Consider the following 23007-nt stretch of genomic DNA (forward strand, 5'->3'; position numbering starts at 1 on the left):
GGCTCATGATGTCCCTCTGGGATGCGCTCCGGATGAATATGATGATCTCATATCAGGAACTTGTTCGCACCTTCCTTAGACGTTTGCAGTTTGGGAAAAGCTTCTTCATATTGTCTCCACTCTGACCCCAGCGTCTTTTTCCAGTCGGTATTGGCTTTGATGCCATATCCATAGCAGATATGCACAGCGGTTTCGCATTTTAGCCCTTCAATGGCTTTTTCTAACGCGGCGCTCCCCCAGTCATTCACTTCATCAAAAAACACATTAAATGCGGGCTCATCAAACTGGATAATATCGACGCCGGCAGCTTCTAACTCTCTGGCTTCCTGATTGAGAATTTTTGCAAATTCCCAGGCCAGCTTTTCGCGGCTTTTATAGTGGGCATCGTAGAGCGTATCGATCATCGTCATAGGCCCTGGCAGCGCCCATTTAATCGGCTGACGAGTGAGCTGGCGTAAATACTTTGCATCTTCAACAAAAACGGGTTTTTGACGCGCTACCGCATCAACAACGGTCGGTACGCTCGCATCATAGCGATTACGAATTTTAACAATCTGACGTTTCTCAAAATCAACGCCGCTGAGGTGTTCAATAAACGTGGTGACAAAGTGTTGGCGCGTTTGCTCGCCATCACTAACAATATCAATACCTGCCCGTAGTTGATCATCCAGGGACAAACGTAGCGCATCTTGTTTTCCCTCGATTAATTCCTCATTTTGCAATTTCCAGGGCGACCAAAGCGTCTCAGGTTGAGCAAGCCAGGAAGGTTTAGGTAAACTGCCAGCCGTTGAAGTGGGTAGTAATATTTTCATAATCGATGACCTTTTATTTTCGGTTAATCAAAGAGCGTAGTGAGCAGACCATTTTTCAAGAATATCTTTGTATGGTTTGATGAAATGCTCTTCTGTAAACTTTCCCTGCTCAATAGCCAGCTGGCTGCGTTCTTCCCGATCATAAACAATTTTTGTTAATGAATGATCCTGGTGGTTCAGATTTGGTTGATAGCATTGACCTGCTGCGGCGTTAGCATTGTAAATTTCAGGTCGGTAAATCTTCTGGAACGTCTCCATCGTGCTGATGGTGCTGATAAGCTCAAGATTCGTGTAATCACTAAGTAAATCACCAGAAAAATAAAAGGCCAAAGGTGCAACGCTATTTTGGGGCATAAAATAGCGAACCTGCAAATCCATTTTTTTGAAGTATTTCTCAGTTAACGAAGAACCACCTGGCTGGTATTCGATACCCAATACAGGATGCTGATTTCCAGTCCGATGATAGATATCGTTACTTGATACGCTGAGACATATTACAGGTGGTTTTTTGAAATGCTCTTTGTATTCATTTGAGTTTATAAAATGTTTAAATATGTTCCCATGCAAATCACCAAAATTATCTGGAATACTAAACTCAGGTTCGTTTTTGTTATGTTCTGGCAGTAATACGCTAAAATCATAATCTCGTACGTAAGAGGAGAAATTATTCCCGACAATACCTTCAAAACGTTCGTTGTTCTTTTTGTCAATAATATTGGTTTTTAATATTTCAATAGCGGGGAATGTATCGCTGTTGCTATCAACGTTAATATTCATTGCAACAGAAATGATATCAAGTTCCACAGAATAACGATCGCTTTTGGGGTTATCCCAATACGCCAGTGTATTGAAGCGATTGTCAATCATCACTAACGTGTTGCGTAAGTTTTCCTGGCGGTTCTTTCCTCTGGCCAGATTCGCAAAGTTGGTAGTAATACGCGTATTTTCCGAAGGGTTATAATGTTCATCGAAGCGACTGCTTTTGATCGTAAATGTAAAATCGTTATTCATCGTGATCCTGCATCCTAAGTCATGATATGAAAACTGAATTAATTTATTGATTTTACAGAGTTACCTGACTTTATTATTGAGCAGTCTTCATGTTATCAATAAGTGAGTAAGGTCTCTTTTATGCCAGAGTCACTGGATGAGTGAAAGAGACTTAATTTCATTACAACATGAGTCATATTCATGGTCTGCTGTACGGTCAAACCCGGTCATGCTTGTAATCGATTAAGTTGAATAGTGATTCTTCTGATGACCGGTTCACCTGGCTCTGTTATTCAAGCGCAGCCGGCAGGAGGCTGTGCAGCAGAACATTAGCGCCTTTTTCTGCCCATTCCGGCTGAATATTTTCTGCCTCGTTATGGCTGATGCCTTTTTCGCAGGGGATAAAAATCATGCTGGCGGGCGCGATTTTGCTGATATAACAGGTATCGTGACCGGCGCCGGACACCATCCGTTTGCTGCTGTATCCCAGTGCCTGGGCCGCGTTTGCGCTGCGCTGTAGACAGGTCTCGTCAAATGCGATGGGGGCGTAATCGAAGATGCGTTCCACGTCGAGCTGAATGCCGCGCTGATTCAGATCGGCGGTTGCCTTGCGAAGCGCCGTTTCCATTGCCTGGAGGGCGGCAGTCTGTGGATGACGAAATTCCACGCTGCAATGTACTTCCCCTGGCACTACGTTACGCGATCCCGGTGAAATCTGCGCCATGCCGATTGTCGCTCTGCCGTCAGGTTCGTGCTGATTGCCAATGTCTTCCACCGCCAGCGCCAGACGGGCGAAAGTGGTCAACGCATCGCGGCGGCTGGCCATTGGCGTGGTGCCGGCATGGGCGGCAAATCCGCGGATTACAACGTTGAACCAGCGCTGGCCCATAGCGGCATGCACCAGGCCGATATCAATACCTTCCTCTTCGAGAATCGGGCCTTGCTCGATATGTAGCTCGTAACAGGTGTAGACAGGGAAGGCGACGGCGGGCTGGTCGCCACGGTAACCGATGGCCTCAAGCGCCTCGCCGACGCTGATACCGTCCTGATCTTCACGCGCCCACGCGTATTGTTGTGTGAACTGCCCGCTCCAGACGCCGGAGGCCAGCATTGCTGGCGCGAAGCGCGCGCCTTCTTCATTGGTCCAGTTGACCAGTACAATATCGCGTTCGGTCTCAATGTTCTGATCGTTTAAAGTACGCAGCACTTCCAGCCCGGCCAGAACGCCGTAAATTCCATCATATCGCCCACCCAGCGGCTGAGAATCAACGTGTGAACCGGTCATCACCGGCGCAAGCTGTGGTTTTTTACCGGTGCGGCGAATAAACATGTTGCCCATGCTATCGATTTCGCAGCGGAATCCGGCTTCCAACGCCCAGTCGCGCAGTAAATCACGGGCGAGGCGATCCTCATTGCTTAATGCCAGTCGGGTGACGCCACCGGCTGGCGTGCCGCCGATTTGCGCCATTATCTCAAGCGTTGACCATAAACGCTCTGCGTTCACGCGGATCATACGTCTTCCTTTTTGGTGCGATAGCGAAAGTCACAGCATGCGCCACCCTGCATGATGGTGGTCGTACGGGTCAGCTCCACGTCGGGCGCGTAGCCGACGATAAATTTCTCATCGCGGGCGCAGGAGAGCAGGTGGCCAATCTCACCGAGGCCCATCTCGTGGTACATCTCGGCATAACGGCAGCGGGTGACGTTATAGTTGTACTGCTTGTCGTCGGCGTCGATCACTTTGACATCCAGCGCGTTATCCTTCTCCCACAGGTATTGCAGGGCGATAAAACTCTTCACGTCTGTGCCATTCGGCTCCTTGCGCGCAAATTCTTTACCGGCATCGATCGCCGCCTGCTCAATGGCTTCGCCAATGACCGCCTGGGCGCGGGCTTTCCCTATCTCGCGCACCAGGATTTCATAGATTGGTTTAATAATCTCTGCTTCTATTTTGCGGCGGGCGAGAATGCCCAGCTCATTATTATCACTCATCACATTGCCTCACTGCGTTACTTCGTTTTGGCGCCGCCCAGTACCGTTTGCGGCTGCCATTTACCATCCACGACTTTGTAGACGGTGAAAGACGGCGATTTCAGGTTGCCTTCATTATCAAAAGCGATCTGCCCGGTAACGCCGGAATAGCTTATTGCGCGCAGAACCGGCAGATACTCAGCCGGATCGACAGAGTCGGCTTTTTCCATCGCAGCAACCAGAACGCGGGTGGCGTCATAGGCGAATGGGGCGTGGAGTTCAATATGGGTGTGGTAGCGAGACTGATACTCTTGCTCAAACGCCTTACCGCCCGGCATCTGCTCAACCGGCAGGCCCGGCTCCAGCGCCACGACGCCTTCGCCTTCTTTCTGGGCCAGTTGCAGGAAGGTCTGGCTGACGAAGCCGCCTGCGCCCATCAGCGTGGCGTTCATACCCAGCTGTTTGATACGACGCGCCAGCGGCGCGGCCTGGCTATCCACGCCGCCGAAGAAGATCAGGTCAGCATTTTTGCTACGAATGGCGGTCAGCACGGCGCTGAAATCCACGGTTTTGTCGTCAACGTACTGACGGTCAACAATCTTCACGCCCTGCGCTTCAAGTGATTTTATAAACTCGTCAGCCAGCCCCTGACCGAATGCGGTACGGTCGTCGATCACGGCAATACGTTTTGCCTTCAGGGTATTCACCGCATACTGACCGGCAAACTGGCCGCCGTCGTCGTCATGCCCCATCACACGGAAGCTGGTATCAAAGCCCTGTCTGGTATAGGCATGGCCGGTGGCAACGGGCGCGACCTGGGCGATACCCGCATCGTGATAAACGCGTGCCGCCGGAATACTGGTGCCGGTATTCCAGTGGCCGACCACGCCCGCCACGCCGCTATCGACCAGACGCTGCGCCACAGCCACGGCAGTGCGCGGGTCAGACTGATCGTCTTCAGATTGCAGCCTGAAGGTCACCGCTTTACCACCGATGGTCGGGTGCTGCTTGTTGATATCGTTAATCGCCAGTTGGGCGCCGTTCTCCAGATCTTTACCAATACGGGCAGACGGGCCGGTAAGCGGGCCTGCAAGACCGATGGTCACGGTTTCGCTTTCCGCTGACCATGCACCTGTAGAGGCAAAATTACTGAGCAGAATAGCGGCGCTGAGCGCACTGATTTTTACTGTTTTCATTGTTTTTCCCTGCTGTTGGTGAGTGTGTTAAACAGGCATTTCGCCCAAATAAATCTGTGCAATTTGATCGTCATTAAGCATCGCTTTCGACTCGCCGTGATGCACAATGCTGCCGCTGTCCATCACCCAGGCGCTGTCGGTTACTTCCAGCGCCAGTCGGGCGTTTTGTTCAATGAGCAGCAGGGCGACGCCGCATGCGCGCAGCCCGGCGATCACGGTAAAAATGTTTTCCACCATCCTGGGGGCTAACCCCATAGATGGCTCGTCGAGGATCAGCAAACGCGGGCGGCTCAGCAGGGCGCGGTTGAGCGCTAACAGCTGCTGTTCGCCGCCAGAGAGCAGTCCTGCAAGCTGGTGCTGGCGTTCGCCAAGACGCGGGAAACGCTCAAAAATCTCTGCCATTTCGCGCTTAACGCTGGCGGCGTCACGCCTTAACCATGCCCCCATCTGCAAATTTTCAAGCACCGTCATGCGGGCAAAGATGCCGCGACCTTCCGGCACCATCACCAGCCCGTTGCGCAGCAGCGTCTCCGGTTTCTGTTTGCGTACGGCTTTGCCATTGAACTCAATGTTGCCGTTAAAACTTTCCAGCCCGGTGATGGCGCGCACGGTGGAACTTTTACCCGCGCCGTTGGCGCCAATCAGCGTGGCTTGTTCACCCTCATGCAGGGTAAAGGAGATATCGCGAACGGCCTGAATACCGCCGTAATGCACATCCAGGCGTTCCACCTTCAGTAACTCAGACATGCTTATTGCCTCCAAGCCAGGCTGCGATAACTGCCGGGTCGCGACGCACGCTATCCGGCGTGCCGCAGGCCAGCGTTTTGCCGTAATCGAGCACCGTCAGGCGGTCGCAGATGTTCATCACCAGCTTGACGTCGTGCTCGATCATCAGCAGGGTTTTGCCATCTTCACGAATACGAATTAATAGCTCGCCAAGTGCGACCTTCTCGGCGGCATTCATCCCCGCAGCAGGTTCGTCAAGCGCCAGAAGCAGCGGATCTGTAGCCAGCGCGCGGGCGATCTCAAGACGACGCTGGTGGCCATAGGCCAGATCGCAGGCGCGGTAATGGGCAAACTTTGCAATGCCGGTGTACTCCAGCCAGCGCCAGGCCTGTTCGCGGGTTTGCGCTTCTTCCTCACGGGCGCGTTTATGGCGGCTCAGTGCAGCCCATAGCCCATTACGGGTACGAACGTGGCGACCGACCATCACGTTTTCCAGCACCGACATCTCGTTGAACAGACGCACGTTTTGAAAAGTGCGTGCAATCCCGGCGGCGGTGACTTTCTCTATCTGTTTTGGGTAATAGGGTTGGTCTGCAATAAAAAACGCCCCCCTGTCTGCCGGGTAAAGCCCGGTAATCAGGTTAAAACAGGTGGTTTTTCCGGCTCCGTTGGGGCCGATCAGGCCGTAGATCTCGCCTTTATTAATGGAAAGCGAAACATCGTCCACGGCGGTCAGGCCGCCAAAGCGTTTGGACATATTGCTCACGGTTAACAGGCTCATGCTTTCACCTCTTTGTGGCGAACCGGCCAGATACCGGATGGGCGAACCAGCATCACCAGCACCAGTGCAAGGCCGTAGAAGAGCTGACGCAAAATTTCCGGGTCAATCAGTACCGTGCCGAACAACATCTGTTGAACAGGGGCCGCCTGGCTACGGAGCAGTTCCGGCAGAGCGGTCAGGAGCACCGCACCGAGGATCACGCCGGGGATATGGCCCATACCGCCCAGCACCACCATCGCCAGCACGGCAATGGACTCTTGCAGGGTGAAGGATTCCGGGGAGACAAATCCCTGAAACGCGCCAAACAGTGCGCCAGCGACGCCGCCAAACGAGGCGCCCATAGCAAAAGCCAGCAGCTTATAGTTACGCACGTTAATGCCCATCGCGCGGGCCACGTCTTCGTCCTCACGAATCGCGTGCCAGGCGCGACCGATACGTGAGTGTTGCAGGCGCAGGCAGACAAAAATGATCGCCACAATGACCAGCATCAGCAGGTAGTACCACAGCCACAACGCGGGCACTTTAAAGCCGAGCCAGTGATAAACACCGCTGAACTTCAGGCCAAACAGGTTAAGCGTATCCACGCCGGTGATGCCTTTGGCACCGTTGGTGATATTCACCGGACGATCGAGGTTGCGCATCAGAATGCGGATAATTTCGCCAAAGCCCAGCGTAACAATTGCCAGATAATCCCCGCGCAGCTTCAGCGTCGGTGCGCCAAGCAAAATGCCGCATACGGCAGCGACCAGCGCCGCAGCCGGAACGATCAGCAGATACGAGGTATGTAGCCCGTTCGGGAACCAGACGGTGAGGATTGGGAACACCTCAGACAGATGGGGAGAGGCCAGCAGAGCGGCCAGATAAGCCCCAACGGCATAAAAGGCAATAAACCCCATATCCAGCAGGCCGGTATAGCCCACGACGATATTGAGCCCCAGCGCCAGCATGATGTAGAGCAGGGCGAAATCGATCACGCGGACCCAGTAGTTACCGCCAAGCTGACTGGCAACGACAGGAGCGATCAGCAATGCGATGCAGAACAAGGTCATGCCTGACCAGAATTTGCGCGTCGTGGCTGGAGCTTGCAGTTGTACGGTTGTCATTGATTTTCCCTTACGCTCTGTGCGCCACGCGCTCGCCCAGCAAACCTGCCGGACGGAATACCAGCACCAGGATCAACACGATGAAGGCAAACACGTCCTGGTAATTACTGCCAAAGACGCCGTTAGTGAGCTCACCGAGATAGCCCGCACCCAGCGCTTCTATGACACCCAGTAAAATCCCGCCGATCATCGCACCGCGAATATTGCCAATGCCGCCAAGCACGGCGGCGGTGAACGCTTTAATTCCGGGGAGAAAGCCCATTGAGAAGCTGGCGTTACCGTAGTTGCTCGCCATCATCACGCCGGCCAGCGCCGCAAAAATGCCGCCGATAGCAAACGTCAGGGTGATGATGGCGTTTGGGTTAACGCCCATCAGCGTGGCGACCCGCGGATTCTCTGCCACTGCGCGCATGCCTCGCCCGAGGCGAGTGTATTCAACCAGCAGCCACAGACCGGTCATGACTGCCAGCGCCAGCCCGACGGTGACAATGCCGGTGAGAGTGATAATCGCGGGTGGATGAGTTTCGCCGCCGGAGGTCACGGCGATCGGGGCCATCGACAGGATCTGCGGGAACATCAGCGGGTTGCGGGTCCAGACGATCATCGCCACGGTTTGCAGTAATACGGAAACGCCGATACCGGAGATCAGCGGAGCCAGCCGTGGGGCGTTACGCAGCCTGCGATAGGCGAAACGTTCTACCGCCATTGCCAGCAGGGCGCAGACGGCCATCGCAATGAGCAGCGCTACACCGAGTTGCAGTAACTGCGGCATAGCAGGGAAGGTATGATTCAGGACATTGATGGCGGAGAGCGTAGTAAGCGCGCCAACCATCAGGATATCGCCGTGAGCAAAGTTAATAATACGCAAAATACCATACACCATGGTATAGCCCAGCGCGATCAGCGCGTAGATGCTGCCCAGCATCACACCGTTTATCAGTTGTTGTATGAGTGTGTCCAACGTTTGTACCCAACAAATTGCTCTTTCAGTGGGTACCATCCAATAATTGAATAAAATTGTAAAATACACATATATTATTTCTTATGATAAACAGATATTTTCATATCTTAATGATTAATATGATTATTTTATTAATCACAAAACAAGGTTACAGCCTAAAGAAATCAATATATGAATAAAACAGAACAATTGACGACATTGCCCTCCTTTGCGGAGAGTCGCCTTGCCAACGATCCTCCGTTGCGGGCGGTGCGTGCCTTTGAAGCCATTGCCCGGTTAGGAAGCGTGACGCAAGCCGCGAGGGAACTGGCGATTTCGCCATCTGCGGTTAGCCATCAGCTCAAATTGCTTGAGGGATATCTGCAAATCGCGCTCACTGAACGGCATGGGCGACGACTGGCGCTGAGCCAGCAAGGGCGTGAATATTATCGTTCGATCCGTGCGGCGTTTAACGTTTTGCGTCAGGCGACGGAGCATCTGGTGGAGCAGGAGCAGACCCGGCAGGTAACGATTAGCCTGATTCCGCTTTTTGGGATGGGCTGGTTTATTCCTCGCCTGCCGATGTTTATGCGCGCGAACCCGCATACCGAGATTAACGTGGTGTATGCCAATCACCGCAACTATCTGAGTGATGCTTCAGACATGTCGATACGCTTCGGCAATGGCAACTGGGCGGGATACCAGAGTGAAAAACTGATTTCCGGGCGCATGGTGCCAGTATGCAGCCAGGCGTTTTTGCGACTGCATGGTCATATTGATACCCCGGAGCAACTGATGCAGATGCCGCTGCTGCATGATGAAGAACGAACCACCTGGCATCAATGGTTTATTCAGCAGGGCGTGAAGCGTTCCCCGCCGCGCAGCGGCCCCTTGTTTGAGGACGGTCTGCTGACGCTGGCGGGCGTACAGGCAGGACTGGGATGCGCCCTGATGCGCGAACCCCTCATTATGCCGTACCTGGACAAAGGCGAGCTGGTGAAGATTTTCGATCTGCCAATAGATGACGGGCGTGACTACTATTTGTGCGTCCGCCAGGATAGTGAAATGACGCAGGATGGCAAGCTATTACAGAACTGGTTAAGGCGCGAAGCGGCTACCGTATAACGATGTCACTGCGGATGAAGCGAATAGGGGCGACATAATGAAATGCCGTTTTCAGCGCAGCGTTGCATAGCCTCTGGAGAACGCAATTTCTTCCCGGTCGCAGACGACTTGCCAGGCGTCTGCTGACGGGGTGATAAATCCCCGCAGCCCCAGAGGCCGTAATAGCGTGGCGTCGCGTTCTGTGTTCAGCGTCAGCAGCGCCGTTTGCAGTGCCGTAATGGCCTGTGGATTAACGGTATCGCTTGCCACCAGTAAAGGCATCGGTGCGGGAACGCTGCGCGTCAGTATGCGCACATGGCGCGTTAATTCCGGCTCATACCGGCACAGAAGCGACCAGGCATAGCTGTCCAACGGGCCGACATCCGCTTCGCCCACCGCCAGCGCTTCCACCACGCGTCGCGGGGTGATTAGCGGCCCGACAAGCGTGCGATAGAGCGTCTTTCGCGTTTCGTTAATGTATGCCGACAAATGATAGCGTACCGCGTTATAGCCGGAGTGCGACTCCGGGTTGGTATACGCCAGCCGCCCGTCGAATGTCTCTTCCAGACATCTGGCGGTAGACGATGTCGGCACCATAAATAGGGTGCGGTAGTGCCCTGGAATCCCTTCCCTGGCGGCCTCTTCCGTAACCGGCGCGGCCACCGGGCGTACCGGAAAGCGCCGCTGCGCGAAGGGCCAGCCGCACATGAATACCGCCAGCAGATCGGAACGAGCCCATAGCCCCTCCAGCCTGGCCGGGGCCGGGTAGTCAACAATCTCTGCCGTCAGCCCGGCGCGGCGCACGGCTTCGGACAGGAGTCTTTTCCACCCCTCCGCCGCTGCCGGAGTTACCGAGTACATTCTTGCGTTAACAATCATCGGTAACGTAGCTCCTGACCAATACCCAGCGCATGCGCTTTCTTAAGCATCGTATGCCCCAGCGCAATATCGCTTAGCGACAGCCCCCGGTGCCAGAAGAGGATGGTTTCATCATCATTTTCACGGCCTGGCTTCGTGCCCGCGACAATGTCGCCCAGCTCGGCATGCAGGGTATGCTCACTTAATTTTCCCGCTTCTACGTGGGCTCGCAGTGAACCAAACATGCCGCCTTTGCACTGCCCCCAGTCGTCCACCACCAGCTTGTCCATCATGTCGGTGAGCGACAGCTCCACGGCGCTCATGGTGCCGTAGGGCACAACAAAGGCGCCGGGCTTTATCCATTCTGTTTTTAACAGCGGCGTCGGCGCATTAAGACGCGAGGCTTCGACCACAATATCCGCGCCGCGCACGCAGCTTTCCCAGTCATCGGTAACGATGATTTTTTTGCCGAGATCCTGCTCCAGACGGCGGGCAAATGCGGTACGGCTTTCCGGGCGACGCGAATGAATGCGGATTTCATCAAAATCATAAATGCTGTTGAGCAGACGAACGTTCCACCAGGCGGTTCCCCGCGCGCCGATATGCCCCAGCACTTTACTGTTGCGGCGGGCAAGGTGGCGTGCGCCCAGCGCGGTAAGCGCGCCGGTGCGCATATCTGTGATTGCCGATGCGTCCAGAATGGCGACCGGCATCCCGGTGCGCGGATCGAACAGGTTCAGTAGCGCCATTTCCGAGGGCAGCCCGAGCGTATAGTTATTGACGTAATCGCCGACGATTTTTACCCCGGCGAGTCCCAGCGGTTCGATATAACCGCGCAGCACGTTAAAGTGGCCGTTAAACGCTTTATCGGGAATTAAATGCATGCGCGGTTCAATGACTGTTTTTTTCTCTCCCTGTGCCCGCAGCCCGTCCTCCACCGCCGTGAGGATTTCTGTATCCGTGAGCTTCAGTTGGTCAACGTCGGGGCCGTTTAGCCAGGTTAAATGGATGGGTTGAGTCATAGATTTCTCTCACTGGTAGCATGGTTCGCATCGGGTCGTACGTGGGTGAAAAGCCGCTGGCGAGTTAATACGCCAACGGGCGCGCCGCATTTGGTGACGGTGATGCTGTCGGCGCGCCGGGAAAGCATCAGCGCCAGCGCATCTTTCAGAGTAGCGTTGACGTCAAGCCGTTGTGGATGGTCAGCGCTCAGAGACGTTTCCATCGCCTGGGCTACCGGGGTAATAGCAAGAAGTTTCAGCGCCGCATCGCTGCCGACAAAAGCCGCGACGAACTCATCTGCCGGGGCCGAGAGCACTTCAGCGGGCGGGGCATACTGGCACAGGCGTCCTTCGCGCATAATGGCGATGCGATCGCCCATTTTGATGGCCTCATCAAGATCGTGAGTGACGATAATCACCGTCTTTTTCACGCGTTGCAGAATCTGCTTAAACTCGGTCTGTAATCGCCCGCGAACCAGCGGATCGATGGCGCCGAACGGTTCATCCATCAGCATGACCGGCGGGTCCGCCGCCAGTGCGCGGGCAACGCCGACCCGTTGCCGCTGACCACCGGAAAGCGCGGCAGGAAATCGGTTGGCGTATTGCCGGGCATCCAGCCCGACCAGTTCCAGTAATGTTTCCACTCGCGCCTGAATACGCGAGGCGCTCCAGCCCAGCAGGCGCGGCACCGTGGCGATGTTGTCGGCGACGGTCATATGCGGGAACAGTCCGATGTTCTGAATAACGTAGCCGATATGCCGACGCAGCATCACCGGATCTTCCGTTGCGACGTCGCGCCCATTTACCCGGACACGCCCGGAAGTGGGTTGTTCCAGCCGGTTGATTAAGCGCATGGTGGTGGTTTTACCGCAGCCGGAAGGGCCAATCAGGGCCGTGGTGGTTCCCTCTTCAAACGTCATGGAGAGATCGTCAAGCGCTTTACGCGGCGAACCAGGATAAATTTTGCTAATATTTTCCAGAGTAATCATTGTATTAGCCCTTTACGTCGGCTGAGAATACAGGCGCTCAAGCAGGGCGAAAAGCGCTTCGATAGCCACAGCGAGCAGAATAATCGGCACCGCGCCGACCAGCAGGCGCGACATGTCCATGATGGCAATGCCGGTGGTGACAAAATCCCCCAGACCGCCGCCACCGATAAATGACGCCAGAGCCGCGCCGCCGACAACCTGTACGGCGGCGGTACGGCAGCCGGCGAGAATGCCGGGAGCCGCCAGTGGCAGTACGATTTTGCCTGTGACCTGCCAGGGCGTGAGCCCCATGCCGTGCGCCGCTGAGAGCGTATCCGGGTTCACGGACTGAATGCTGGTGCAGGTGTTGAGCAAAATCGGCGGCACGGCCAGCACCACCAGCGCGACGACTGAAGGCAGCAGGCCAATACCGAGAAACGGCATGACCGCCGCAAGGATCGCCAGACTTGGGATCGTCCGCAGCGTGCTGGCGCCGCTGGTGATGATAAAAGCGAGGCGAGGGATGTTCGCGATCAGCACGCCCGTCGGGATAGCAATAATCAGGGCGATGCTGAGCGCCAGCCCGCACATCATCAGATGCTGCCACACTGCCTGCCAGAACAGCGGCTGGTTATCCAGCACCCATAGCCATGCCTGGGTTATCATTGGTCTCTCCCCTGTAAAACGCGCCGCTGTAGCCGGACAAAAAACAGATCCGCGCCGATCGCCAGCAGCGACGTCAGGCCGCCGCCGATAAATATTTTCTCTGGATAGCGCTGATCCAGCCCGGCGAGAATAATTGCGCCAAGTCCACCGGCGTTGATATATGCCGCGACCGTAGCGATGCCGATAAGCGTGGTGGTGGCAATGCGCAGTCCGGTGATGATGAACGGTAGCGCCAGCGGCAGTTCCACTTCGCGCAGATTGCGCCAGGCGCCATATCCCATTCCGCGCGCCGCTTCGCGGACGTCCAGCGGAATGGCATGAAAACCGGTGGCAATATTGCGGGTCAGGATCATCAGCGCATAGGCTGTCAGCCCGACAATCGCCGGGAGCATTCCGATGCCGAGCCACGGGATGAGCAGTGCGAATAGCGCCAGCCCTGGAATGGAAAAAATCATGCCGGTGACCGCCATCACCAGCGCATACAGTCGCGGGCGGCGGGCGGTGGTAATGCCGAGAAACAGTGAAATAGCGAACGCCATCAGCATTGCGGTGCCGACCAGTACCAGATGCTGCCAGAGCGCCAGCAGAATGTCGTCATAGTGTCGCGTCGCCCAGCGCATCAGGAGGTCTCCAGCAATACGGCCTGGCCTGCAAGCCATTCCGGCTGCATTATTGCGTCGGCCAGAACGGAAATATCGCCGGCGCTGGCGCGATCTTCATCCAGCGGCGCCACCCGAGCGCGAATCTTGTCGTGTAATGCCGTTGCATAGCGTCCTGGCCGTGGCGACGCCTGAAGATCCAGCGCCTGCGCGGCGACCAGCAGTTCAATGGCCACCAGATAGCGCAGGCTTTCCAGTAGTCGTGTGGTTTTGGCGACCACCCCCATTGCCTGCGAGGCGTAATCTTCAATCCGATCGGCTACCGGCATCGTCAGCGGGGAGAGCGGCTGGGCATGATGGGCGATATCGCTGACCAGCGCGGAAACCGTTTTTTGCAGCGTGGCGAAGCCTGTCTGCCCGGCGTGGCGGGTGAGAAAACGCGGCAGGCCGCTGGCGGCGGGTGACATCAGTTTCATGATGCGTTCGCCGCTGCATGCGGCATGGCGGGCGAGAGCCAGCCCGAGGCTTTCCAGCGCCAGCGCCAGATGCGTGGCATCAAAATTGGCATTTGCCAGGACCTGTTCAGACTCAGCCAGCAGGCCGGGATTGTCGTCGGCGCTGTTGAGTTCCAGTTCCACCGCCGCGCGGGCATTCAGCCAGGCGTGGTGAACGCAGGCCAGCACCGGCGCGACGCAGCGGAAGCTGAGCGGGTCCTGCAACGAACGCGCGCTGCCGGGCTGGAGTAGCGGGCTGCCTTCCAGCAGCGCCAGCAGATACGCGGCGGTTTTAGCCTGTTGCGGTGCGGGGCGCATCCGCGCCGCCCAGGGCGTCAGCGGCGAGATATTAGCGCGAAACGCTTCAAACGAGAGCACGATAGCGCCCGCGTGGGCGTTCATAAGCCGGGCGGCGTCGTGCAGCAGCAGCGCGGCGAGGCCGACGCTGGCGGCGTTAGACGACACCAGCGCCAGCCCGTCTTTTCCACGCAGCGGCGCAGGCGTCAGACCCGTCTGGTTCAACAGTGCGGAGACCGGCGCCACCGTACCCTGATATTCCGCTTCGCCATCGCCGATGAGCGCGCATCCGATATGCGCCAGCGGCGCGAGATCCGCTTCGCCGATAGATCCGATAAGCGGAACGCGCGGATGGATGCCTTCGTTGATAAAGGCCAACAGCGTCTGCGCCACGGGCAGAGAAATACCCGATGCGCCCTGCACGAAACCCGCAAGACGCGCCAGCATGATCGCGCGAACCTGTGCGGGCGTTGCCTGCTGGCCGACACCGACCGCCCGCGCTAGCGGGATTCGTCGCTGAATCGCCTGTAGCAGATCCTCATCGTGACGGTCATTTTGCGTGTGCAGCAGCGTCGTATCGACATTAGCGCCAAGCCCGGTGGTGACGCCATAGATATGCTTTCCGGCGCTGATGCTGTGCAGCAGAAAATCAAAGGACGCGCTGATGGCCTGCTGCGCCTGCGCCCCCAGCGCGACAGTCTGGCCGCAGTCAGCGACAGCTCGCACGTCATCAAGCGTGAGCGGCGCGTCGCCCAGAAAAAGTGTCGTTGTCACGGTCGTACCCTATTTAATTACGCCTTTTGCGCGCAAAAAGTCTTCCGCCACATCGCGCGGTTCTTCTTTATTCTTTTCCACTTCCGCATTCAGTTTTTGCATCGTGGCGTTATCAAGCAACTGGCTGATGTTATTTAAAATGTCGCGAACCTGGGGATGTGCCTGTAGTGCTGTATCGCGCACGACCGGCGCAACTTCGTAGGGAGGAAAGAGGTGTTTATCGTCTTCCAGTGCGACATACTGGTTTTCCGCGATTTGCCAGTCGGTTGCGAAGCCGTTTGCGACGTCTATTTGCCCGGCAGCAAGGGCGTCGTAGCGCAGGCCGACTTTGGCAAACTGGCGGAAAGCTTTAAATTTAATGCCGTAGGTCTGCTCCAGCCCTTTCAGGCCGTCCTGACGGTCGCCAAACTCCGCACCTGCGCCGATGGTCAGTTCCGGCGCGGCTTTGGCGAGATCGGAGAGCGTTTTCAGGTGGTATTTCTCTGCGGTTTGTTTGCTCACCAGCAGTGCGTAGCCGTTGTTCACGCGGGCTGGTTGCAGCCAGGTGAGATGATATTGCTGCTGGTAGGCGTCGCTGACCTGCTTAAACACCTGTGCGGCATCGGAGGAGGGCTTTCCTTTGACCACTGCGCTGAGCGCCGTACCGGTATATTCCGGGTACATATCAATTTCGCCTTTCAGCAACGCGGCGTGGGCGATTAACGTCCCGCCCAGGTTTGTTTTGCGTTCAACGGAAAGACCGGATTGCTCCAGTGCCTGGGCATAGATTTCCGCCAGAATATATTGTTCGGTAAAGTTTTTGCTGCCCACAACGAAATCCGCTGCCTGCGCCTGCGCTGCGAACAACCCCAGCGCCAGCCAGGAGGCTGCCAGTTTGTTTTTTATGCTCATCCCCGTTTCCCCGCAAAGAAATGCATGAATTTACTTGTATATACAAACCAGCGAAGCTAGCAGCATATTGACGGCGCATGAAATAGGGATTCGTTCTTTCTTATAACGAAACTTTAAATGTTTACTATTTGGCTGACTTCTCCTCGTACCAGCATCGTCAGACAAGTTTCAGGCGGGGCTCAGTGCCGTTGAATGGTCTTAACGGCGGAGAGCGCCGGGTGGATACGTAAGTAATTTTGGCTGCTCAGTAATCCCATCTTTTTTAATGCCGACCTCTTGTAGTAAGAGACCGTTTTTTCAGAGATGTTTATTGCGCTGTACATTCGTTTCACATTCCCGGCGCGGACTAACTCGCTGAGAATAAAAAACTCTTTGTCAGTGATGGTGTTACTTTCCGTATTTTTTCTATTTGAAATAGCTATCAGAATATCGTTTAATTCTGATAATGTTTTGTTTTTATTGAAGTAATATACACCGTACTGGCAAAAGAAATGGCGACGGGAATGCAGGCCTGACGGTGATATGCACAGCGTAACCTTACTAAAGAAAAAGGTTATTAACCTGTCGAGTAAACCCGGCTCTCTGACGGAGAGCAACACAACGGTATCTTTTGATAGCGAAAAAGAGGTGGTTAGCGTGAAACGTTCAAACTCGGCAGCATCGCTTAAAAAAATGCTCTCAACACGCGTACCTGACTCTTTCATCCCTTTCGATATACCCGTCAGATAATAGACGTCATCAGACACTATCACTATTTTCGACTTCATTTGAATCCCTTTTTTATATTTGAAATATGCTGGTTTCCTTAATATTTAAATCGTTATTACGAATGATTCTCGCTCATCAACGGGCCAGAGAAATCCCTGGGCATAATGTACGTCGCTCTCCGAAATAAAGCGGTGCTGGTATTCATTTTCAACGCCTTCCACCAGAACATGATCCGTCAGATATTCCACCTGCTTTACCAGCGTTGTCATTGCTGGGGTATCCTGTTCAGCGGATATTCTCCAGAGTTCATGTTTATCAATCTTAATCCCATCAAAGCGAAAGGGGAGTTGCGCAATTAACGGAATATGCCTGACATAGAGATCGTCCAGCCAAAGTTGAGTATTAAAAGCGCGCATTAGGGTCAGAATTGCATCAATATGTGGCACAAGTCGCGGAAAATAAGACTCGCTTTGCTGGCAATCAATTTCAATAACCTTTGGGCCGGGTAACATGGCAAGAATCGATCTGAGCCACACCAGATCCATAAGCAATGGAATCGTAATATTCAAAAATAAAATGCCATTGCGATCGTGCTGATTTGCTACTCCCGTGCATATCTGTTCCTGAACAATATGTGACAGGAGTTCTGGCGAAACAGAGCGGAAAAATAGCTCTGGATCTGCCCCTTCCGGCTGGCAGAGCACCTCGCCGCCAATCCGTCTACCGGTCTGGACATGAATGATAGGTTCGATACGGCACATGAGTTTCATAATAATGGCATATCCTTTTTAATTATAAACGGTGCATCGGGCTTTTCTGGGATTAATTAAATCGGTCGCGATAAGATATGCTTGCACTTTTTAGTGGATTACTGTTTATCGCTTTCAGCATTTTTATGTGTTCATTTTTAGTGCTTAGATGCAGCTTTTTATTGATCTTTTTGATGTAGTAAAAAAGCGTGTGATAGCGTTTATTTATTATTTTTGCGATGTCATGGGTAGGCGTGCTGTGGGCCAGTTCGGTCAGCACGGTCCATTCAATGTCGTCAAAAGAATCCGGCTGTTCTATTTCAGCCATGAGATCGTTAATGTACTGGCTGTAAAAAGCCTCATCCAGCCAGCAGGCATGAACGGCATGATTAAGCTCGGACATGGGTTCATACTTAGAAACGATATTGATATAATGAAAACTTCGCAAAACCTGAAGCAGGTAACTGTTACGCGTAAAAGTAAACACCGTTAAGCGAATGCCAGGATAGTTTATCTGCATATCATAAATGAAATTAAGCGCCTCCAGCGCACTCTCCTCCAGCGTAAAAACTTCCATGACGACATTATCAATAATATGGTTTTCTATTTTGTATTTTGCTTCTCTGAATGTCGGGCTGGTGTGTAATACCAAAGGGTTGATCAGATGTTTGCAAAGAAAATTAATCATATAGTTATCGGTATCAATAATTAACGTTGAATGGAGCGGCTGCGTAACGCTATTTAATGACTTGACAGAGTTTTCTATCATGACTAAATCAAATCTTGCAGTGGAAGGATTACAGGGGGAGTCCTCACTGCTGAGATAAAGAAATTGATCGTTCTGTAGTGTACGCATTATATTTTTCGATCCGCATATCGTTTACAATAATGACAAGATGTAAAATTTAACTGTAACTATTTATAAAATAAGAAAATAATAGTGATACTATTAAAACACACCATGATAAGGCGTTGATATACACTTCATCCTTCAGACTGCCTCTTTGTTGGCTGCGCTCATTCACCCCGGTCACGTACTACGTGTACGCTCCTGGGGGCTCATTCACTTGCCGCCTCGATGCTTCTCAAATGATTTTGTGTATAAATATTTTTCTTTTTTTGTTGAGGCTTCTGATTATTTCAGTAGATGACTATTCTGTTTCTCGCCTTTTATCATGGGTAAATGATGTTTACTTTCGCCGTGGTTTGTATTCTGCCTTCCGTCGGTTTTGCACCATAGATGTAATAATATGCTCTCAGTGGAATATCAAAATTGCTTCCCCACTGCGCAATCTTATAGAGTTCATACTCGCTGGTAATATTACCTGCGGTAAGCTCTGTCTGGCTGATGGCAATTTTTTTACTGGTATCGGCACGCATAATTCGCACTCCAATATTCCTTGCCGTTCCCTGGGTGTTTTTCAGGGTGTATTTATCCGTATCGACGCTGGCGCTACTGAGATAAAACTGAATGGTGCGTGTGCTCATGCCTTCTAACAGGTCGCTGCATTCGGCATGCAGAGTGAAGTTTTCATAAAACTGCGCTTCCTTTCCTGCGGATATCAGGCTGGTAAGATCGGTTTCCGGTAGCGTGACCGTCGTATCCGGGATGCTACAGGTGCTGACATGAGGACGATAATTGATCGTGATATTCTGGTAGAACAGGCGTTTCTCTTCGTCAGAACCGATAAGGCCTAATATCCATTTAATGAATTCGGCTAAATTAACGCCGGGAAACCAGAAATCGATACCTGAAGCATCAACAACGGATATAGCGTGAGCAAGAGTAATACTGGTTGCGTCCGGGCCAACGTTATAGACATAGGCCGGGTTGGCGCCGCTCGGTACGCTTTTGAGTAACTTAGCCTTATAGGTATAGACCACGTTATTCAGCGAAGTACCGGGAATATGACTTTCTCCAGAGCGACTATAGTCTTTTTTCGTGGGTACAATATTGCCGATGGTGAATTGCAATACATAGTTACCATAATTGATATAGGCCGTGCTGTTGGCCATTTCAGAGATAATGGCAACACGGTTAGCATAACCAATCCATTCGCCGGTACAGCTAAACGTACCGGATGACAGCGACAGGTTCTGCGAACCTGTGGTTTCGCTGCTGAGGGAAAGTGAATCCAGGTTGAGCACCAGATTGCTCTCTTTTTGCGCGCCGGAATCGCTTTTACAGGAGGCCTGTACGCCATAGCTTATCGATCCCAGTAGCCAGGCAAGAATTAACGTTATTGTACGCATAGTGATTTTCATCCTCTGCTCCTGCCATTAGCGGCAAATATTTATCTGACCATCGTGGGTCGGCTGGCTAATAACACAGCTTTGGCGGCCGTCACTGCTGGTTTTGATATGTAAACGTGACGGGAGCTGTTCCGTTTTCAGGTACAACATTCCTCCCTGGGCGACATATCCGACGCTGGCGCCAGCATCGTCAAAAATTTCGGTGCCGAAGGGGAGAGGGCGCCCGTTAACGGCCCGTGCTGGCAACATGAACTGCCGCCGTTGGTCGGTATCGAAGCGCACATAGGTGACGGAACCCGCATAAGGCACCACTTCCTGGATATTGCCTTTCAGCTCAACGCCTTCCTTCATATGGGTGGTATCTAACTGGATTCGGTTTTTACGGTACGGGGACAGGTAAGGAACCAACGCTTTCCCGGCGGTATTCGTGGTGCGTGTGCCGTCGCCGCCCAGCGTGGCCCCTTGAGCGCCTGGCGCGTCGATAATTGCGAAGGTATCGCCCAACTGGCTGGACGTCAGCAGGCCGCCCCGATAAGCCACCAGGCTACCGCTGGCTCCCGCGCCGATCTGACGATAGTCTCCTGACTCGCTATAGCTGCCGTTTAAGGTGGTAAACGCAGTGCGATAGCTCAGGCTGCTGCTGGCCGAGTTATTCCCACCGCGACGGTTGCTGCCGCTGACGCTATAGGTCGCCTGATTAAATTCGCCTGCGGTTCCGCTGATCCCCATGTTCGTGTCGGAATAGCCGTCACGATTAAATGTAACGCTGCTGTTGAGGAAGACGGGCCGTTCAAAGAGACTCAGGGGCACCGAGAATGTGAGGTAATAACGTCGCTCTTCGCGCTGATTATCATTACGCATGCTGCTGGCTGAGAGGGTATAACTTACGGCGCCAACGTGGTTGGAATACCCCAGTTGATACTCTTTTGTTGTGCCATGACCATTCCAGTAGTCCCGCCAGGTTCCTGATAAGTAAAGGGAACCCAGTTCCTCACCCAGAGACTGGCTCAGGTTGATATTAAAGGTGTTTTTCTGGCGCATATATCTGGCATTAGGGCTGTCAGCGTTCTCTTTTTGCCAGTTATGCAAAGCGATTGCATCATTGAAGCTGTAATAGTTTTTCGTGGAATAGCGATACGCCGCCAGCGCAAAGTTCGTCCCGGTGACATTGAAGAAGCGGCTAAAGGCGACTTTGTAACTTTGCCCGCGGACTTTTTTATCTGCCGGAATTTGCGTTTGTGACTGTGTGACGTCAAAAGACAGCGCGCCAAACGGGAGATTAAGGCCGCTCCCGAGAAGAAACGCGTGATAGTCTTCGCTGTAAATTACCCCGGTATAACCGGTGATCAGGTTATTGATCCCGTATTGATAGCTGCCCTGGGCAAACTGGGGGCGATAGCGGCTTTCTTCCGTGCGCGCTTCCCCCAGCAACAGACCATATTTCCCAATCCCTTCTTGCAGCATGTTTGGCACCGAAGAAAAGGGGACGATGAAACTGCTGGTGCGCCCGTCTGCTTCAATGACTTCGACATTCAGATCGCCGCCTGAGCCGGTAGGAAGGATATCCGCAATTTCAAATGGGCCAGGCGACACGTTTTTCTGATAAATAACCTGCCCGTTCTGACTAATTTTAACCAGCGCGTTAGACTGTGCGACGCCGCGTACAATCGGGGAAAAGCCCTGCTGAGAATCGGGTAACATGCGCATATCCGTGCCCATGCTGACGCCGCGAAAACGCAAAGAGTCAAAAAGATCGTTGCTGGAATAGCTGTCACCCATGCGGATGATCGATTTAAGCGCAGCGATCCCGCGCTCAACGTAGCGTGTATTGTTTGTCCATGATCCTTCCACGCCCTTGCTTTTGTTATAGCTGGAGCTATCGCGAAATTGCCAGCCAAACGCATTCAGCCCGCTGTTTAACTGGAAATAGGCGTTTTCCTGATTGCGTCCGCCGCCTTTGGCTTCGTTGTAGTTATAGTTGGCATTGTATCCCAGCATCAGCGCCGGAATGCCTTCATCCCAAAAGACGGGATCGACATAACCGCGCAGCGTCTGGCGAATATACGCCTGGGGAATGGTCAGACGCAGCGACATATCGGCCGCATTGACTTTCATACTGCCTCCGTGCAGTAACGTATTCACATCCACTCGCTCGCTGGCGCTGTTTGCGGCAGGGACTATTGAGGGAAGAAGCCCAAGCTGGACAATATTCTCATGCTGGAAAAACGTTCCTTCATCCGTGATATAAACGGGAAGGCGGCCTTTCCACTCCTCGTTAATAAAAACATCAAACGGGTATTCACCAGGAGGAAGCGCAGAGGCACGATAAAAACGCGACATATCGGCATTTTTAGAGTCACCGGCTAAAAAGTCAGTATTGAAAGCCACGGCATACGCCCGACTATAAATAGACATCATCGCCAGTATTGGCAATAAACATACGTATTGACTCTTTTTACCAGCCATTGCCATCCCCATTCATTTGGACATTATTATATTATTTTGTGGTGAATGAATATTTTTGATATGAACCGTAATCATCAACTAAGGAAGGTGCGAATAAGTGGGGAAATTCTTCTCGGCTGACTCAGTCATTTCATTTCTTCATGTTTGAGCCGATTTTTTCTCCCGTAAATGCCTTGAATCAGCCTATTTAGACCGTTTCTTCGCCATTTAAGGCGTTATCCCCAGTTTTTAGTGAGATCTCTCCCACTGACGTATCATTTGGTCCGCCCGAAACAGGTTGGCCAGCGTGAATAACATCGCCAGTTGGTTATCGTTTTTCAGCAACCCCTTGTATCTGGCTTTCACGAAGCCGAACTGTCGCTTGATGATGCGAAATGGGTGCTCCACCTTGGCCCGGATGCTGGCTTTCATGTATTCGATGTTGATGGCCGTTTTGTTCTTGCGTGGATGCTGTTTCAAGGTTCTTACCTTGCCGGGGCGCTCGGCGATCAGCCAGTCCACATCCACCTCGGCCAGCTCCTCGCGCTGTGGCGCCCCTTGGTAGCCGGCATCGGCTGAGACAAATTGCTCCTCTCCATGCAGCAGATTACCCAGCTGATTGAGGTCATGCTCGTTGGCCGCGGTGGTGACTAGGCTGTGGGTCAGGCCACTCTTGGCATC

21 protein-coding genes and 2 pseudogenes are annotated in these 23007 nt (G+C 53.3%); 1 reads left to right on the forward strand and 22 read right to left on the reverse strand.

The features are described from left to right. Positions 1 to 77 precede the first annotated feature (77 nt). The 9 genes and pseudogenes from OGV50_RS01150 to OGV50_RS01190 form a co-directional block, all read right to left on the reverse strand. Positions 78 to 812: pseudogene (locus tag OGV50_RS01150) on the reverse strand (methionine synthase); the annotation flags it as partial. Between the two features lie 27 nt (positions 813 to 839). Further along, positions 840 to 1823, reverse strand: coding sequence for a DUF1852 domain-containing protein (locus OGV50_RS01155; protein ID WP_200093052.1), 984 nt, complete (start codon positions 1821 to 1823; stop codon positions 840 to 842). A gap of 268 nt (positions 1824 to 2091) precedes the next feature. Further along, positions 2092 to 3315: a Zn-dependent hydrolase gene (locus OGV50_RS01160; RefSeq protein WP_200093054.1), complete on the reverse strand. Its 1224-nt coding sequence runs from the start codon at positions 3313 to 3315 to the stop codon at positions 2092 to 2094. After that, a complete protein-coding gene (locus OGV50_RS01165) occupies positions 3312 to 3794 on the reverse strand; it encodes an L-2-amino-thiazoline-4-carboxylic acid hydrolase (RefSeq protein WP_012133757.1) in 483 nt (160 codons plus the stop codon). The genes OGV50_RS01160 and OGV50_RS01165 overlap by 4 nt, the downstream gene beginning before the upstream one ends. Before the next feature lie 17 nt (positions 3795 to 3811). Further along, the gene (locus OGV50_RS01170) at positions 3812 to 4969 is read right to left on the reverse strand and encodes a branched-chain amino acid ABC transporter substrate-binding protein (RefSeq protein ID WP_199971288.1); all 1158 of its coding nucleotides are present in this window, start codon (positions 4967 to 4969) and stop codon (positions 3812 to 3814) included. Between the two features lie 27 nt (positions 4970 to 4996). Further along, on the reverse strand, positions 4997 to 5716 hold the full coding sequence (locus tag OGV50_RS01175; RefSeq protein ID WP_058668648.1) for an ABC transporter ATP-binding protein: 720 nt from the start codon (positions 5714 to 5716) through the stop codon (positions 4997 to 4999). Beyond that, on the reverse strand, positions 5709 to 6476 hold the full coding sequence (locus OGV50_RS01180; protein WP_012133754.1) for an ABC transporter ATP-binding protein: 768 nt from the start codon (positions 6474 to 6476) through the stop codon (positions 5709 to 5711). Before OGV50_RS01180 ends, OGV50_RS01175 begins: the two co-directional genes overlap by 8 nt. Next, positions 6473 to 7579 carry a branched-chain amino acid ABC transporter permease gene (locus OGV50_RS01185; RefSeq protein WP_200030849.1) on the reverse strand — a complete coding sequence of 369 codons (1107 nt, stop codon included), beginning with the start codon at positions 7577 to 7579 and terminating at the stop codon, positions 6473 to 6475. Before OGV50_RS01185 ends, OGV50_RS01180 begins: the two co-directional genes overlap by 4 nt. Positions 7580 to 7589: 10 nt before the next feature. Further along, entirely contained in the window at positions 7590 to 8540 is a 951-nt protein-coding gene (locus OGV50_RS01190; RefSeq protein WP_024130638.1) for a branched-chain amino acid ABC transporter permease, read from the reverse strand. 171 nt (positions 8541 to 8711) lie between these two features. Between OGV50_RS01190 and OGV50_RS01195 the strand changes: the two genes are divergently transcribed. Next, positions 8712 to 9644, forward strand: a complete 933-nt coding sequence (locus OGV50_RS01195; protein ID WP_047458702.1) for a LysR substrate-binding domain-containing protein — start codon at positions 8712 to 8714, stop codon at positions 9642 to 9644. Positions 9645 to 9695: 51 nt separating this feature from the next. On the opposite strand, the gene OGV50_RS01200 is transcribed toward OGV50_RS01195, so the two are convergent. The 13 genes and pseudogenes from OGV50_RS01200 to OGV50_RS01260 form a co-directional block, all read right to left on the reverse strand. Then, positions 9696 to 10502 (reverse strand): phosphate/phosphite/phosphonate ABC transporter substrate-binding protein, encoded by an 807-nt coding sequence (locus OGV50_RS01200; protein WP_286488243.1) that lies wholly within the window; start codon positions 10500 to 10502, stop codon positions 9696 to 9698. After that, positions 10499 to 11503, reverse strand: coding sequence for an ornithine cyclodeaminase family protein (locus OGV50_RS01205; protein ID WP_110494633.1), 1005 nt, complete (start codon positions 11501 to 11503; stop codon positions 10499 to 10501). Before OGV50_RS01205 ends, OGV50_RS01200 begins: the two co-directional genes overlap by 4 nt. Next, complete coding sequence (locus tag OGV50_RS01210) at positions 11500 to 12471, reverse strand: ABC transporter ATP-binding protein (protein WP_200026838.1); 972 nt, start codon at positions 12469 to 12471, stop codon at positions 11500 to 11502. The genes OGV50_RS01205 and OGV50_RS01210 overlap by 4 nt, the downstream gene beginning before the upstream one ends. 12 nt (positions 12472 to 12483) lie before the next feature. After that, on the reverse strand, positions 12484 to 13116 hold the full coding sequence (locus tag OGV50_RS01215; protein WP_047458696.1) for an ABC transporter permease: 633 nt from the start codon (positions 13114 to 13116) through the stop codon (positions 12484 to 12486). Beyond that, a complete protein-coding gene (locus OGV50_RS01220) occupies positions 13113 to 13736 on the reverse strand; it encodes an ABC transporter permease (RefSeq protein WP_110494632.1) in 624 nt (207 codons plus the stop codon). Before OGV50_RS01220 ends, OGV50_RS01215 begins: the two co-directional genes overlap by 4 nt. Further along, positions 13736 to 15280 (reverse strand): HAL/PAL/TAL family ammonia-lyase, encoded by a 1545-nt coding sequence (locus tag OGV50_RS01225; protein ID WP_286488244.1) that lies wholly within the window; start codon positions 15278 to 15280, stop codon positions 13736 to 13738. Before OGV50_RS01225 ends, OGV50_RS01220 begins: the two co-directional genes overlap by 1 nt. A gap of 9 nt (positions 15281 to 15289) precedes the next feature. Then, entirely contained in the window at positions 15290 to 16171 is an 882-nt protein-coding gene (locus tag OGV50_RS01230; protein WP_012133744.1) for a glycine betaine ABC transporter substrate-binding protein, read from the reverse strand. Between the two features lie 179 nt (positions 16172 to 16350). Then, a complete protein-coding gene (locus tag OGV50_RS01235) occupies positions 16351 to 16938 on the reverse strand; it encodes a LuxR C-terminal-related transcriptional regulator (protein WP_200093056.1) in 588 nt (195 codons plus the stop codon). A gap of 45 nt (positions 16939 to 16983) precedes the next feature. Then, positions 16984 to 17649, reverse strand: a complete 666-nt coding sequence (locus OGV50_RS01240) for an EAL domain-containing protein (RefSeq protein WP_200053482.1) — start codon at positions 17647 to 17649, stop codon at positions 16984 to 16986. A 52-nt stretch (positions 17650 to 17701) separates the two neighbouring features. Beyond that, on the reverse strand, positions 17702 to 18484 hold the full coding sequence (locus OGV50_RS01245) for a hypothetical protein (protein WP_123907353.1): 783 nt from the start codon (positions 18482 to 18484) through the stop codon (positions 17702 to 17704). A 317-nt stretch (positions 18485 to 18801) separates the two neighbouring features. Beyond that, positions 18802 to 19893 (reverse strand): fimbrial protein, encoded by a 1092-nt coding sequence (locus tag OGV50_RS01250; RefSeq protein ID WP_115181953.1) that lies wholly within the window; start codon positions 19891 to 19893, stop codon positions 18802 to 18804. A gap of 15 nt (positions 19894 to 19908) precedes the next feature. Continuing rightward, entirely contained in the window at positions 19909 to 22269 is a 2361-nt protein-coding gene (locus tag OGV50_RS01255; protein WP_286488245.1) for a fimbria/pilus outer membrane usher protein, read from the reverse strand. A gap of 306 nt (positions 22270 to 22575) precedes the next feature. Next, positions 22576 to 23007, reverse strand: a pseudogene (locus OGV50_RS01260) (IS5-like element IS5 family transposase); the annotation flags it as partial.

It is taken from the genome of Citrobacter sp. CK180 (assembly GCF_030333655.1).
Lineage (GTDB): Bacteria > Pseudomonadota > Gammaproteobacteria > Enterobacterales > Enterobacteriaceae > Citrobacter_B > Citrobacter_B koseri.